Origin of the sequence: Bradyrhizobium sp. 26S5, from assembly GCF_036923295.1 — a bacterium.
GTDB lineage: Bacteria > Pseudomonadota > Alphaproteobacteria > Rhizobiales > Xanthobacteraceae > Bradyrhizobium > Bradyrhizobium septentrionale.
The window spans coordinates 2,390,755-2,404,445 of record NZ_CP145948.1; the positions used below are offsets into that span (position 1 = coordinate 2,390,755).

Annotated in this window: 11 protein-coding genes and 1 pseudogene; 8 read left to right on the plus strand and 4 right to left on the minus strand. The window is 65.5% G+C overall.

Annotated features, from left to right (window positions below; genetic code table 11):
• Positions 1 to 18 precede the first annotated feature (18 nt).
• Entirely contained in the window at positions 19 to 1,152 is a 1,134-nt protein-coding gene (locus V5279_RS11190) for a site-specific DNA-methyltransferase (RefSeq protein WP_338697282.1), read from the minus strand.
• A gap of 379 nt (positions 1,153 to 1,531) precedes the next feature.
• Between V5279_RS11190 and ypfJ the strand changes: the two genes are divergently transcribed.
• Together ypfJ and moaB are read left to right on the plus strand one after the other, a co-directional pair.
• Positions 1,532 to 2,464 (plus strand): KPN_02809 family neutral zinc metallopeptidase, encoded by a 933-nt coding sequence (ypfJ, locus tag V5279_RS11195; RefSeq protein ID WP_166298704.1) that lies wholly within the window; start codon positions 1,532 to 1,534, stop codon positions 2,462 to 2,464.
• A 142-nt stretch (positions 2,465 to 2,606) separates the two neighbouring features.
• Positions 2,607 to 3,170: a molybdenum cofactor biosynthesis protein B gene (gene moaB / locus V5279_RS11200; protein WP_338697283.1), complete on the plus strand. Its 564-nt coding sequence runs from the start codon at positions 2,607 to 2,609 to the stop codon at positions 3,168 to 3,170.
• A 107-nt stretch (positions 3,171 to 3,277) separates the two neighbouring features.
• On the opposite strand, the gene V5279_RS11205 is transcribed toward moaB, so the two are convergent.
• Positions 3,278 to 4,219, minus strand: coding sequence for a helix-turn-helix domain-containing GNAT family N-acetyltransferase (locus V5279_RS11205; protein ID WP_338697284.1), 942 nt, complete (start codon positions 4,217 to 4,219; stop codon positions 3,278 to 3,280).
• Positions 4,220 to 4,312: 93 nt separating this feature from the next.
• Positions 4,313 to 4,882, minus strand: coding sequence for a glycosyl transferase (locus V5279_RS11210; RefSeq protein WP_338697285.1), 570 nt, complete (start codon positions 4,880 to 4,882; stop codon positions 4,313 to 4,315).
• A 163-nt stretch (positions 4,883 to 5,045) separates the two neighbouring features.
• On the opposite strand from V5279_RS11210, the gene V5279_RS11215 reads away from it, so the two are divergent.
• The 5 genes from V5279_RS11215 (at position 5,046) to V5279_RS11235 (ending at position 10,643) form a co-directional block, all read left to right on the plus strand.
• A complete protein-coding gene (locus tag V5279_RS11215; protein ID WP_338697286.1) occupies positions 5,046 to 6,212 on the plus strand; it encodes a PA0069 family radical SAM protein in 1,167 nt (388 codons plus the stop codon).
• 123 nt (positions 6,213 to 6,335) lie between these two features.
• Entirely contained in the window at positions 6,336 to 6,782 is a 447-nt protein-coding gene (locus V5279_RS11220; protein ID WP_338697287.1) for a VOC family protein, read from the plus strand.
• A 78-nt stretch (positions 6,783 to 6,860) separates the two neighbouring features.
• A complete protein-coding gene (locus tag V5279_RS11225; protein ID WP_338697289.1) occupies positions 6,861 to 7,616 on the plus strand; it encodes a ribonuclease HII in 756 nt (251 codons plus the stop codon).
• 256 nt (positions 7,617 to 7,872) lie between these two features.
• Positions 7,873 to 9,375, plus strand: a complete 1,503-nt coding sequence (locus V5279_RS11230) for a glycosyltransferase family 39 protein (protein ID WP_338697291.1) — start codon at positions 7,873 to 7,875, stop codon at positions 9,373 to 9,375.
• A 302-nt stretch (positions 9,376 to 9,677) separates the two neighbouring features.
• Positions 9,678 to 10,643: an IS110 family transposase gene (locus V5279_RS11235; RefSeq protein WP_338692355.1), complete on the plus strand. Its 966-nt coding sequence runs from the start codon at positions 9,678 to 9,680 to the stop codon at positions 10,641 to 10,643.
• A gap of 237 nt (positions 10,644 to 10,880) precedes the next feature.
• On the opposite strand, the pseudogene V5279_RS11240 reads toward V5279_RS11235, so the two are convergent.
• Positions 10,881 to 11,707: pseudogene (locus V5279_RS11240) on the minus strand (uracil-DNA glycosylase).
• A gap of 193 nt (positions 11,708 to 11,900) precedes the next feature.
• Here V5279_RS11240 and V5279_RS11245 point away from each other — a divergent pair.
• Positions 11,901 to 13,559: an electron transfer flavoprotein-ubiquinone oxidoreductase gene (locus V5279_RS11245; RefSeq protein WP_338697293.1), complete on the plus strand. Its 1,659-nt coding sequence runs from the start codon at positions 11,901 to 11,903 to the stop codon at positions 13,557 to 13,559.
• The last annotated feature ends 132 nt before the right edge of the window (positions 13,560 to 13,691 follow it).

Genomic DNA, 13,691 nt, shown 5'->3' on the forward strand with positions numbered 1-13,691 from the left:
CGCGGAAGGATCGCGCGCTCAGCCCGCCACCATCCCGGAGCGGATCTCGGCGCGCAGCTCGTCGATCAGCCGCAGCCCAGTCTTGGTCTCGACGTGCCAGAAGGTCCAGCCGTTGCAGGCGCCGGAGCCCTGCGCCACCGCGCCGATGCGGTGGATCGAGCCGACCTTGTCGCCGAGCATGATGGCGCCGTCGGCGCGCACCAGGGCGCCGTGGCGCTTCTTGGCATCGACGAGCCTGGCACCGGGCACGATCATGCCGCGCTCGATCAGTTCGGAGAACGCGACGCGGGGCGCCTCGCGCGCGGTCATGAACGGCGCCAGCGTTGCTTCCGGCAGCGGTTCGATCGCGGCGATGCGCGCTTCGGCCGCGGCCGCATAGGTCTTGTCGCGCTCGAAGCCGATATAGCTGCGGCCGAGCCGCTTGGCGACGGCGCCGGTGGTGCCGGTGCCGTTGAACGGATCGATCACGAGATCGCCAGGCTTCGACGACGACAGCAGCACGCGGGCGAGCAGCTGCTCGGGCTTCTGCGTCGGGTGAACCTTCTTGCCGTCATCGCCCTTGAGGCGCTCCTCGCCGGTGCACAGCGGGATCAGCCAGTCGGAGCGCGCCTGCACGTCCTCGTTGGACGCCTTCAGCGCTTCATAGTTGAAGGTGTAGCCCTTGGCCTTCTCGTCGCGCGCGGCCCAGATCATGGTCTCGTGCGCATTGGTGAAGCGGCGGCCGCGGAAGTTCGGCATCGGATTCGACTTGCGCCACACGATGTCGTTCAGCAGCCAGAAGCCGAGGTCCTGCATGATGGCGCCGACGCGGAAGATGTTGTGATAGGAGCCGATCACCCACAGCGTCGCGGACGGCTTCATCACGCGGCGGCAGGCCAGGAGCCAGGCGCGGGTGAAATCGTCATAGGCGGCGAACGACGAGAACTTGTCCCAGTCGTCGTTGACGGCATCGACATGCGACTCATCGGGGCGCTTGAGATCGCCCTTGAGCTGCAGATTGTAGGGAGGATCTGCGAACACCAGGTCGACCGAGCCGGACGGAAGCTTCGACAATTCGGCGACGCAATCGCCAATGACGATTCGACTCGACGGGGCATTCTCAAATTTAGTGCGGGGCGCCCTTGCAGACGCCCCGCGACGCGACACTACCATGACTCAAGAACTCTGACTCAGGCGACGCTGTCGGCGACGCGGGACTAAACAACCGACTGGCGCCACATTGACCCGGCAAAGTAAAAATCGACTTAATTGGAATTCTTCATGCAAAAGATTGCAGCATCTTTCGAACGCTGTGGCGCAATGTCATCAGCGTTGTGCTGCAACATCAGCGCGTTCTGCGAAAAATTTTGCGGATCATCAAACCGGCACGATTCGACCGGTAAATTGCCCGCTGCTTGCGGCCATTCGCACTGCAAACGATGTGCGTCTTGGACTAGGCAATTTTTGCCGGGCAGGATATTGATTAACAGAATGGAAATTTTAGGTTGGAGTGTCCCGCATTGGGGCGCCGACCGGAATAAAGGAAACCGCCATGCGCTACGATGATTTCCGCCGCAGCGATGACATCGAAGACCGTCGCGACGACAGCGGAGGAGGCGGCGGTGGTGGCGGCTTCGGGATTCCGATGGGCGGCGGCGGGCTCGGCATCGGCACTGTCATCGTGCTCGGCCTGCTCGGCTATGCCTTCGGCATCGATCCGCGCATCCTGATCGGCGGCGCCGAGATTCTCACCGGCGGCGGCCAGGCGCCGACCTATCAGACCGACCGGCAGTCGTCCGGCGCGCAGACCAAGCGCGGCGCGCCGACCGACGAGATGGGCAGCATGATCGCCGGCATCCTCGGTGAAATCGACGATCGCTGGAGCGAGATCTTCCAGGCCTCGGGCCAGACCTACACCGGGCCGAAGATCGTGCTGTTCCGCAACGCCACCAACGGCGGCCGCTGCGGCATGGCGCAGTCGGCGATGGGGCCGTTCTACTGCCCGCCGGACAAGACCATCTTCCTCGACACCGGCTTCTTCCGCGAGGTCGAGACCCGCTTCCGCGGCTGCTCGGGCAACGCCTGCAAGTTCACCGCGGCCTATATCATCGCGCATGAGGCCGGCCACCACATCCAGAACCTGCTCGGCATTATCCCGCGCGTGAACCGGCTGCAGCAGCAGGCCGGCAGCAAGGCCGAGGCCAACGCGTTGCAGGTCAAGGTCGAGTTGCAGGCCGATTGTCTCGCCGGCGTCTGGGTCAATCGCGAGGAGAAGAAGCGGCCGGGCTTCCTTGAAGCCGGCGACATCGACGCCGCGCTGACCACCGCGAATGCGATCGGCGACGACACGCTGCAACGGCAGGCGACGGGCAGGGTGGTGCCTGACTCCTTCACCCACGGCTCCGCCGCGCAGCGCAAGCAATGGTTCATGACCGGCTACCAGCAGGGCACCGTGCAGGCCTGCAACACGTTTGGCGGCGGGTAGCCTTGATGCTCTCGTGCCCCGGATGCTGTGCAGCATGAAATGCTGCGCTGCTGTTCTGGGGCCTGCCGCAAAGCAAGATGGGTTCCGGCTCTGCGGTGCAGCGCTGATGCTGCACCGCGTCCGGGACACGAAGGTGATCGACATGTCCTCAATCGACGAATCCAAATCATTCATCCCGCTCAACATCGCGGTGCTGACGATTTCCGACAGCCGCACGCTGGCGGATGACAAGTCGGGCACCACGCTCGCCGATCGGTTGACCGCGGCCGGCCACAAGCTCGCGGCACGCGAGATCGTCACCGACGATGTCGAAGCGATCAGGGCGGTGATCCGGCGCTGGATCGCGGATGACGGCGTCGATGCCGTCATCACCACCGGCGGCACCGGCTTCACCGGCCGCGACGTGACGCCTGAGGCGGTCGAGCCGCTGTTCGAGAAGCGGATGGACGGTTTTTCGATCGCCTTCCACATGCTGAGCCACGCCAAGATCGGCGCATCGACGATCCAGAGCCGCGCCACCGCCGGCGTGGCCGGCGCGACCTTCATCTTCTGCTTGCCCGGCTCGCCCGGCGCCTGCCGCGACGGCTGGGACGGCATTCTGTCCGCACAGCTCGACTACCGCACGCGGCCCTGCAATTTCGTCGAGATCATGCCGCGGCTGGACGAACATCTGCGCCGTCCGAAGGCGAAGGGGGCGAGCGCGTAGCGAATCTCCTCGTCATTCCAGGGCGCGCGAAGCGCGAACCCGGAATCTCGCGCCGCATCTTCGAGATTCCGGGTTCATCGCTGACGCGATGCCCCGGAATGACGGGGTCACAAATCCAGCTCCCAGGTCTCGCCGACCAGGTCGACGCCAAAGCTGTGGTGCTTCTCTTCCTTCACCCGCTGGAAGCCGGCGCGGACGTAGATGCTGCGCGCGGCGAGCAGGATGCTCTGGGTCCACAGCGTCATCCTTGTGTAGCCCATCTCGCGTGCAGAGCGGATGCATTGCTCGACCAGCGCGCGGCCGACGCCGAGCCCGCGCGCTTTCTCCTCCACCAGCAGCAGCCGCAGCTTGGCGAGGCCGTCGCCGCCGTTGACCAGGAAGACCGAGCCGACCGGCTCGCCGTCGACCTCCGCGATCCAGCAATGCTCGCGAGCCGGATCGAACGATCGCAGGAATTGCGCACAGATCTCTGCTACCAATGCCTCGTAGCTGATGTCCCAGCCATATTCCTCGGCGTAGGCGCGTCCCTGTCGCGAGATCACCCAGCCGATGTCGCCGACGCGATGGCTGCGCAGCAGGAAGCCGGCCGGCTTTTCGGCCGGCGGCTCCAGCGACTGCTCGATCGTGCCCATCGCGCGCACCACGGCGGCGCGGCGGTCGCTGTCGATCTGCTTCAGCAGCGCCCCGACCTCGTTGCGCGAGCGGCGGTCGAGGTCCGCGGCAGCAGTGCGGCCCTTGGCGGTCAGCGCCACCTCATTGACGCGCTTGTCGGCCTTCGACGGCTTGCGCGTCACGATCTGGCGGCGCTGCAGCGCAGCCAGCGTGCGGCTGACGAAGCCGGCATCGAGGTCGAGCTCGCGCACCAGATCGGTCGCGGTGCAGTTCTCGCGATGCGCGAGCTCGTAGATGATCCGCGCTTCCTGCAGCGTGAACGGGGAGTGCAGCAGCTTCGGCTCGATGATGCCGAGCTTGCGGGTGTAGAACCGGCTGAAGCCGCGGATCGCGGCGACCTGGCTTTCGAGGGTCGTGTCATGGGAATTTGATTTCATCAAACATATTATTTGATGGAATCAAATAAATGGCAAGGCCGATTTGCACGGCCGGTTTCAGGGCATCTCGAAGCTCACCGCGGGTCGGAAACCCTACGCCACCATGATCCGGCTGCGCAGCATGGTGCGGGAGGAGCGGCCGAGCCGGCGCAGCAACCGTGCCTCGGAGCGTCGGGCGTCGGGCCGGTAGCCGCCGATCCGCTCGTAATGGTCGCGCGCGATCAGAAGGCCCTGTTCGGCCGAAGGGCCGGCGATCATCCGGGCGACGAATTTGATGCCGTCGCGCAGGCCGGGGTCGGTGTAGGGCGCGCGGGCGTAGCGGAAGATGCCGGCGCGGTCCTTGCCGCTTGCCGCCACCATCTGGATGAATTGGGTGGTTTCCTCGATCCAGCCGGCGTCGAGCACCGCGCCCGGATGCAGGAACATCAGCCACGGCGAGCGCGCCTGCTTTGCACCGGCGGCAAGTGCCGCGGCGCGCGTGCCCTCGAAGCGCAGGAAACCGCAGCCGGCGACGTCGGCAACCCGCTCCATCACATCGCTGCTGGTGCGGTCGACCAGCAGCACCTCGCGGACGACGCCGGCGGCTGCGCCGGGCACCAGCGCCGCCAATGTCGCGACCGCGGTGCGCTCGACGCCGTCGGTTGGAATGATCACGCTCAGCATGATTTGAGGCTTCGGTGGCCCAAGCGGTTGAAAAACTCCGGCCGTGTTATCACCTTGTCATATTCAAAGCAGCCTTTTCGCCTGCAGAATTTTGCGCCATCACTTTGTGGATTTTCTCAAGTGATGTTCTTGATTTGTTCTAAGGTTGTGTTAGCTTCAGAGCATGAGCCGAGCATCCTCTCATGCCCTCAAGCACCCGCCGGTAACGGCGCCCTCCGATAACCCGGCGGGTGCACCCACCCCTTTTCCCGAGCTTGCGGTCGCGATCGAGCGCGAGCGGCGGCGCGGCCGCGGCGCACAGTCCAATGCGAGCGGTCGCTACGAGGCCGAGGCGCGGACAGCCTTCGACGACGGCTGGCAGAGCCTCGACGACCTGCCGCCGTTCCAGACCAGCGTGGCGCTCGACACCTCGCGCAAGGTGATCACCCGCAACGACTCGCCCGACATCGGCTTCGACCGCTCGATCAATCCCTATCGCGGCTGCGAGCATGGTTGTGTCTATTGCTTCGCGCGGCCGACCCACGCCTATCTCGGCCTCTCGCCGGGGCTGGACTTCGAATCCAAGCTGTTCGCCAAGCCGGACGCGCCCGCGCTGCTCGAGAAGGAGCTCGCGGCGCCCGACTACGAGGCGCGGATGATCGCGATCGGCACCAACACCGATCCGTACCAGCCGATCGAGCGCGAGCGGAAAATCATGCGCGGCATTCTCGAGGTGCTGGAACGCGCCGGCCATCCGGTCGGCATCGTCACCAAGTCGGCGCTGGTGACCCGCGACATCGATATCCTGGCGCGGATGGCTAAGCGCAATCTCGCCAAGGTCGCGCTATCGGTGACGACGCTCGACCCAAAACTCGCCCGCACCATGGAGCCGCGCGCGTCGACGCCGCCGAAGCGGCTCGAAGCGATCAAGCGGCTTGCCGACGCCGGCATCCCGACCACTGTGATGGTCGCGCCCGTGATCCCGGCGCTGAACGATTCCGAGATCGAGCGCATCCTCGATGCCGCCGTGCATGCCGGCGCCAAGGAGGCGAGCTACGTGTTGCTGCGGCTGCCGCTCGAGGTCCGCGATCTCTTTCGCGAATGGCTGATGGCGAACTATCCCGACCGCTACCGCCACGTCTTCACGCTGATCCGCGACATGCGCGGCGGCCGCGATTACGACTCGCAATGGGGAACGCGGATGAAGGGCACCGGCCCGATGGCCTGGATGATCGGCCGTCGCTTCGAGATCGCCTGCGAAAAGCTCGGCCTCAACAAGCGGCGCACCAAGCTGACCACCGATCATTTTGCCAAGCCGAAGCGTAGCGGCGAGCAGTTGAGCTTGTTCTAGGCAAGGAGCCGTAGCCCGGATGAAGCGTAGCGCAATCCGGGAAATCTTTGGCCGCGGATAGAGGTCCCGGATTACGCTTCGCTCAATCCGGGCTACGATGACGTCAAAACAGTGAGTGCAACAATGAGTAACGCCCCGACCGCACGCTTCACCGTCCTCACCCTCGGCGTCAGCGACATGCGCGCCAGCATCGCCTTTTACGAGAAGCTCGGCTTTACCAGGAAGATGCGCGTGACCGGCGAGGAGGTCGCCTTCTTCGACACCGGCGGCAGCGTGCTCGGGCTGTTCCCGTGGCATCTGCTCGCCGCCGATGCCGGGCTGCCGGATCAGCCGCGGCCGGAGGCGTTCCGCGGCGTTGCGATCGCCTGGAACTGCAACGACGATGCCGAGGTCGATCGTGTGATGGCGTTCGCGCTCTCGAAAGGCGCCAAACTGCTGAAGCCCGCCCAGCCCACCAGCTATGGCGGTTACTGCGGCTATTTCGGCGATCCCGATGGCCACGCCTGGGAAGTGGTCCGCGCGCCGGGGTTTGAGGTGCTCGATAACAGGCGGGTGTCGATACCCGATTAGAGGCGGCCTGATTGAATTGCGGGGAAGGGCGGCTGGTTCCCGGTTGCGCCGCGGGGCTGGCTTGATCACCATCCCCGCATGATTCGGGACAAGTCCAAGAACACACCGAAGAAGACGCCGGCCAAGTCAGCCAAGCCGGAGAAGCGTATCGTGACGCGGCCGAGCTTCCGGCGCGAGCGGGCGCTGATCAAGCGCGGTGTCTGGCCGGTCGCCGGCTGCGATGAGGCCGGGCGCGGGCCGCTGGCCGGGCCTGTGGTTGCCGCCGCTGTGGTGCTGAACCCGAATAAGATTCCCAAAGGCCTCGACGATTCGAAGCGGCTGACCGCCGAGCGGCGCGAGGAGCTGTTCGAGGAGATTTGCGCCACATCAGCGTTCTCGGTCGCTGTGGCGTCGCCGGCGCGAATCGACCGCGACAATATCCTGCGCGCCTCGCTGTGGGCGCTGGCGCGCGCGGTGCATGCGCTGCCGGAAATGCCAAAACACGTCTTCGTCGACGGCCGCGACAAGCTGGCCACGCCCTGCGACTGCGACGCCGTGATCGGCGGCGACGGCATCGTGGCCTCGATCGCGGCGGCCTCGATCATCGCCAAGGTGACGCGCGACCGCCTGATGTGCGCGTTGGCGCTGGATTGTCCCGGCTACGGGTTCGAGCAGCACAAGGGCTATGGCGTGCCCGAGCACCTCGAGGCCCTGGATCGTCTCGGGCCCACCACCCATCACCGCAGCTTCTTCGCCCCCGTCGTCGCCGCGCGGCTGAAGCATTTTCCGGTCCCGGCCGAGCCCGACCTGTTCACAGTGGACGCGACAAGCGAAGCCGCGTCAGCTGCTGCTTAGCGCGCGACTGCGCCAACCCACCCAACACTGTCATCGCCCGGCTCGACCGGGCGATCCAGTATTCCAGAGGCAGCTGTGCTTGAGCCCAACCGCCGCGGCGTACTGGATGCCCCGCCTTCGCGGGGCATGACACCTGAGTTTGACTTTGCAGCGCTGGCCCACCAACGCCGGTTGCCTCCACCGCCGCCGCCCGTTATCAAAACCACCGGGATCAGATGGCGCCGCTGAAGGGTGGCTGGGGCATTTCAGGCGTTTCATGCGGTTTACCTCCCTGGTTGTCGAACTGATCCGCGCCCGGCCGCGCCTCGTGGTCTGGGTGGTGGTGCTGGTGCAGGCCGCGATCTGGCTGTTGCTGCCGCTGATCTTCTACGGCAGCCCGCCCGGCAATCTCGCCGCCATCCTGGCCTTCGGCCGCGAATATCAGGTCGGCACCGACATGGGGCCGCCGCTGGCGTTCTGGCTCGCCGACATCGCCTTCCGTGCCGCCGGCAATCATGTGTTCGGCGTCTATCTCCTGGCGCAGGCCTGCGAGATCGCCACCTTCATCGCGTTCTACCAGCTGGCGCGTGCCATCGTCGGTGGCCCGCAGGGCGTGCTGGCGGTGCTGCTGTCGATGACGGTCGTGGTGTTCTCCTCGCCGAGCGTCGAGTTCGGCCCGCTGATCCTGGCGCGTCCGCTCTGGGCGCTGCTGCTGCTGCACTCCTGGCAGCTGATCGGCCAGAACCGGCGCGCCGCCTGGTTCGCCTGGTCGATCGATTGCGGCCTGTTGCTGCTGACGACGCCGGCGGCCCTCGGCATGATCCTGCTCGTGATCGGCTTCGCCCTTGCAACCGAGCGCGGGCGGCGCACGCTCAAGGCAGTCGATCCGCTCTATGCGGTGCTGGTCATCATCGTGCTGGCGCTGCCCTATCTGATCTGGCTGATCCGCGCCGACGTGCTGGCGCTGCCGGCCTTGCCCGCGCTCGCCGATCTCAAGGCGCGCGCGCTGCACTGGGGCGTCGTGCTCGGCGGGCTGATCGTGGCGACCGCCGCAATCGCACTGCTGGCGATCCTCAATTCGCGCTGGTTCGCTCGCGAGGCCGAGGACGCGCCGATCATCTATCGTCCGTCGGTCAGTCCGCTGGCGCAGCAGTTCGTCTATTTCTTCGCCTTCGCGCCGGCGATTGCGGGCAGCTTCGTCTCAGGCCTGTTCGATCTCGATCGCGCCTTCGGCGGCGCCGGCGTCGCGCTGCTGATGTCGGGGCTCGCCGTCGTCGTCGCGACCGGTGATCTCATTCCGCTCAGGCGGCAACGGCTGTTGCGCTCGGTCTGGGCGTTCGCGGTCGCGGCGCCGGCGGCCGTGGCGCTGGCGGCGGCGCTGTTCCTGCCCTGGACCAGCACCACCGAGGTGCCGACCTCGCTGCCGGCAGCCGCGATGGGCCGCTTCTTCGACGACAGCTATGAGCGCCGCACCAACCAGCGCCTGCGCGCGGTGGCCGGCGACCCTGAAATCGCCAGCCTGGTTGCGATGAACGGCCGCCGTCCGCATCTACTGCTTGACGCCGCGCCGCAGCGGACGCCGTGGCTGTCGATCCCGAAGTTCAACGAGACCGGCGGCGTCGTGGTCTGGCGCGCGCAGGACACCGCCGGCACGCCGCCGCCCGAACTCGCGCAGCGCTTTCCCGGCCTGGTGCCGGAAGTGCCGCGCTCGTTCGACCGGCTGGTCAATGGGCGGCAGCCGGTGCTGCGGATCGGCTGGGCGATCGTGCGGCCGAAGTAGTGTGAGATCTGTAAGGTGGGTAGAGCGAAGCGAAACCCACCATTCTCTCCGCGGCGGGAGAAGCGATGGGTTTGGCTGCGCTCCACCCATCCTTGTATTAGCGCGCTGGGTTAGACTGGCCTCGTTCCGTGAGGAATGGCCCAGCTCGGGTGGCCGCCCGGGCTGGGCCGCTGATCGATCGGATCGTTACCCATCGAAGCCTTGAGGGCTGTTATTCGTAGCAAGATCGCGATCGGCACTTCATCGGGACCCGCATGGTTGAACGAACTTTAGGTTCGCATCACAAGGGAGGGTCGAGGAAGATGGCCAAGCGTACCACAATCTGTGCCGGGATCGATACCGGCAAACGGAAGCTCGACGTGGCGCTCGATGACGGCTCGGAGCAGCTGCAGGTGGAGAACACGGCGGAAGGTTACAAGACGCTGTTGGAGTGGCTTGGGCGCCATAAGGTCAGGCGAATTGGGATCGAGGCGAGCGGTGGCTATGAGCAGCCGGTCGTCGTCGAGCTGCGGCGCAAGCGGTTTGTCGTCGTGGTGTTCCAGCCGGCGCAGGTGCGTGCCTATGCCAAATACCGCGGGCAGCGTGCCAAGAACGATCGGATCGATGCCGCGCTGATCGCCGCATGCACCGCTGCGGTCAAGAAGATCCACCCGGCACCCGATGCAAGATTGCCGCCCTTGGCCGGGCATCTGACGCTGATCGATCAGATCGGAGAAGATATCGCGCGGTTCAAGAACCGGCTCGAGAGCTGCCGCGACGCGCGTATCCAAAAGCTCTGGAAGGACGACATCGCCCGTCTGGCCAAGCGCGAACGCGTCGAGTTCAAGGCTCTGGTGGCAGCGATCCGCAAGCAGCACGATCTCGCCGCTCGGCTCGACCTGATCTACAGCGTCGGTGGGGCCGGGCTGCCGACTGCGGTCTCCGTCCTGGTCCGGATGCCCGAGATCGGCCAGGTCAGCCGCGAGCAGGCCGCAGCACTTGCGGGCCTTGCGCCTTATGACGACGACAGCGGCGAACACATCGGCGCTCGTCACATCGACGGTGGACGCAAACGTCTGCGCCATGCGCTCTATGCTGCGGCGCTGGCGGCGTCTTTCCGCTGGAATCCGCAGCTCATGGCCCTGTACAAACGATTGATCGCCGCCGGCAAAGGCCACAAGCGTGCCCTGATCGCCTGCGCCAGGAAGTTGCTCATCTTCATCAACACCGTGGTGGCCCGAGCGACCCCTTGGCAAGCTCACTTGCCAGTCGTCGCCCCGGCGACCTGAAGCGTTTCTTTGTTCGATCGGGGCACCGTTTCTTCGTCCCGACCTGCCGTCACAAGGACGCCGCGCACAGCGGCCGTCAAGGATGGCCGTCGCTCAAATGCTGCCACATCCCACCCTCGACAGGCCACGCCTTGATGGCCGCGAGCACGGCGTCAGTCTCAACGGCGATCGGGCAATTCAATCGCACACAACCGAAAGAGCTAATGGTTGCTACGAAGCTACGAAGTTGCGAAGCCGCTACGCCGTCGCTGGCTGCAACACCTTCGCGATCGCGCGCAATCCTGCCAGGACAGCCTTTTGTAGGACGGCGAGCGCAGCAGATAGGCCGGATGGAACGTGGCGACGGCGCGGATCGTGCGGGTGCCGGTGTCGTAGTCGATCCATTTGCCGCGCGTGCGCATGATGCCCTCGCGCGTGCCGAGCAGCGCCTGGGTCGAGGGATTGCCGAGCGTCACCAGCACGTCCGGATTCACCAGCTCGATATGGCGCTGGATGAAGGGCAGGCACACCTGGGTCTCCTGCGGCGTCGGCGTGCGGTTGCCCGGCGGCCGCCACGGAATGACGTTGGCGATATAGGCCTTGCTGCGATCGAGCCCGATCGCCGCGATCATGCGGTCGAGCAGTTTTCCCGAGCGGCCGACGAACGGCAGGCCCTCGATGTCCTCGTCGCGGCCCGGTGCCTCGCCGACGAACATCACCCGTGCCTCTGGATTGCCGTCGGCAAACACCAGCCGGGTCGCGGTGTGTTTCAGCGCGCAGCCGTCGAATGTCTCCATCAGCGCGCGCAAGGCTTCCAGCGTCGGCGCGGTGCGCGCGGCCTCGCGCGCCGATGCAATCGCGGCGTCCGGCGCGACGGTGATTTCGCTGCGCGGAACTGAAGGCATCGCCAGCGGCGGGGGACGTAGCGGATTGAGCGCAGCAAGCGGCCGCGGCGCGGCGGGCGCGGGAACTGGCTCGGGCTCCTCCAGCCGGTTGATCGGCGCATCGCCAAGCGCGCAATCGACCCCGGCCTCGAGGTAAAAGGCAAGCAATTGCTGCAGTGTAGGGGCGGGCTCGGGCGTCAGGGCCATGATGGCTGCAATCTAGAGCATGATCGGGAAAAGTGGAGGCCGGTTTTTGGAAAAGATTATTCTCTTAAGGTATCCGGGCCGTGCAACCCCATGGAAGTGCGATTCCATGGTTGTTCTTCGGTCAAAAATCGGAAACAACGACTTTTGAAAAGCTTAGAAGCGTTCTCAATGGGCTGAGACCAGGATCATGAGTGCTGAAGACCTTCCTCCGCGCGAGTCTATGGAATTCGATGTCGTCATCGTCGGCGCCGGCCCCTCGGGCCTGTCGGCCGCGATCCGGCTGAAGCAGCTCAATCCGGAGCTCTCGATCGTCGTGGTGGAGAAGGGCTCCGAGGTCGGCGCGCACATCCTGTCCGGTGCGGTGATCGATCCGGTGTCGCTCGACAAGCTCGTGCCGGACTGGCGCGACGACGCCGATTGTCCGCTGAAGACGCAGGTCAAGGAGGACCGCTTCTACTGGACGACGTCGCAGGGCTGGTTCCGCCTGCCGAACTTCATCATGCCGCCGTTGATGTACAATCATCATTGCTACATCGGCTCGCTCGGCAATGTCTGCCGCTGGCTGGCGCCGAAGGCGGAAGCGCTCGGCGTCGAGATCTATCCGGGCTTTGCCGCCACTGAGGTGCTCTATGACGACAAGGGCGCGGTGCGGGGCATCGCGACCGGCGACATGGGCATCGCCAGGGACGGCAGCCACAAGGATTCCTACACCCGCGGCATGGAGCTGCTCGGCAAGTACACGCTGTTCGCCGAAGGCGCGCGTGGCTCGTTGTCGAAGCAGCTGATCGCGAAGTTCAAGCTCGACGCCAACAGTGAGCCGCCGAAATTCGGCATCGGGCTGAAGGAGGTCTGGCAGATCGATCCGGCGAAGCACCGCAAGGGACGCGTTCAGCATACGCTGGGATGGCCGCTGAACGACAAGACCGGCGGCGGCTCGTTCCTCTATCACTACGACGACAACCGCGTCGCGGTCGGCTTCGTCGTGCATCTGAACTACACCGACCCGTATCTGTCGCCGTTCGACGAATTCCAGCGCTTCAAGACTCATCCTGATGTCCGCGAGCTGTTCGAGGGCGGCAAGCGGCTGGCCTATGGTGCACGCGCCATCACCGAGGGCGGCTATCAGTCGGTGCCGCGGCTGTCTTTCCCGGGCGGCGCGCTGATCGGCTGCGCGGCAGGCTTCGTCAACGTCCCGCGCATCAAGGGCGTCCACAATGCGATGGGCTCCGGCATGCTCGCCGCCGAGCACGTCGCGGCCGCGCTCGGCGCCGGACGCGCCAATGACGAACTCGTCGACTACGAGAATGCCTGGCGTTCGTCTGCGATCGGCAAGGACCTGTTCAAGGTCCGCAACGCCAAGCCGTTGTTGTCGAAGTTCGGCAACATGCTCGGAATGGTGCTGTCCGGCTTTGACATGTGGTGCAATACGCTCGGCTTCTCGCTGTTCGGCACCCAATCGCATGCCAAGCCGGACCGCAAGACGCTCGATCCGTCCAAGCAGCACCAGCCGATCGCCTATCCGAAGCCGGACGGCAAGATCTCGTTCGACAAGCTGTCCTCGGTGTTCCTGTCCAACACCAACCATGAGGAGGACCAGCCGGTCCATCTCAGGGTCGCCGACATGAACCTGCAGAAGACGTCGGAGCACGATGTGTTCGCCGGTCCCTCCAACCGCTATTGCCCGGCCGGCGTCTATGAATGGGTCGAGGAGGGCGCCACACCGCGCTACCAGATCAACGCCCAGAACTGCGTCCACTGCAAAACCTGCGACGTGAAGGACCCCAACGGCAACATCACCTGGGTTCCTCCGGAGGGCGGCGGCGGTCCGAACTACGAAGCCATGTAACTACGAGGCGACGCAGGGGGAGACGGCCGGCCACATTTGCGTGAGGTCGCCTCAACCTGCGCCTAGCCTGTCCTGTGGTGGGGGCGGCCGGATTGCATCGTCAGCTCCGGCGAGAGCCGCGAAACGGGGGCC

What these genes read in the sequence shown, in the direction of transcription:
- V5279_RS11230 (WP_338697291.1), top strand. Translation starts at nt 7,873, where the DNA reads ATGCGGTTTACCTCCCTGGTTGTCGAACTGATCCGCGCCCGGCCGCGC.
- V5279_RS11190 (WP_338697282.1), bottom strand. Translation starts at nt 1,152, where the DNA reads ATGGTAGTGTCGCGTCGCGGGGCGTCTGCAAGGGCGCCCCGCACTAAA.
- V5279_RS11205 (WP_338697284.1), bottom strand. Translation starts at nt 4,219, where the DNA reads ATGAAATCAAATTCCCATGACACGACCCTCGAAAGCCAGGTCGCCGCG.
- V5279_RS11215 (WP_338697286.1), top strand. Translation starts at nt 5,046, where the DNA reads ATGAGCCGAGCATCCTCTCATGCCCTCAAGCACCCGCCGGTAACGGCG.
- V5279_RS11220 (WP_338697287.1), top strand. Translation starts at nt 6,336, where the DNA reads ATGAGTAACGCCCCGACCGCACGCTTCACCGTCCTCACCCTCGGCGTC.
- V5279_RS11245 (WP_338697293.1), top strand. Translation starts at nt 11,901, where the DNA reads ATGAGTGCTGAAGACCTTCCTCCGCGCGAGTCTATGGAATTCGATGTC.
- V5279_RS11210 (WP_338697285.1), bottom strand. Translation starts at nt 4,882, where the DNA reads ATGCTGAGCGTGATCATTCCAACCGACGGCGTCGAGCGCACCGCGGTC.
- V5279_RS11225 (WP_338697289.1), top strand. Translation starts at nt 6,861, where the DNA reads ATGATTCGGGACAAGTCCAAGAACACACCGAAGAAGACGCCGGCCAAG.
- V5279_RS11235 (WP_338692355.1), top strand. Translation starts at nt 9,678, where the DNA reads ATGGCCAAGCGTACCACAATCTGTGCCGGGATCGATACCGGCAAACGG.
- moaB (WP_338697283.1), top strand. Translation starts at nt 2,607, where the DNA reads ATGTCCTCAATCGACGAATCCAAATCATTCATCCCGCTCAACATCGCG.
- ypfJ (WP_166298704.1), top strand. Translation starts at nt 1,532, where the DNA reads ATGCGCTACGATGATTTCCGCCGCAGCGATGACATCGAAGACCGTCGC.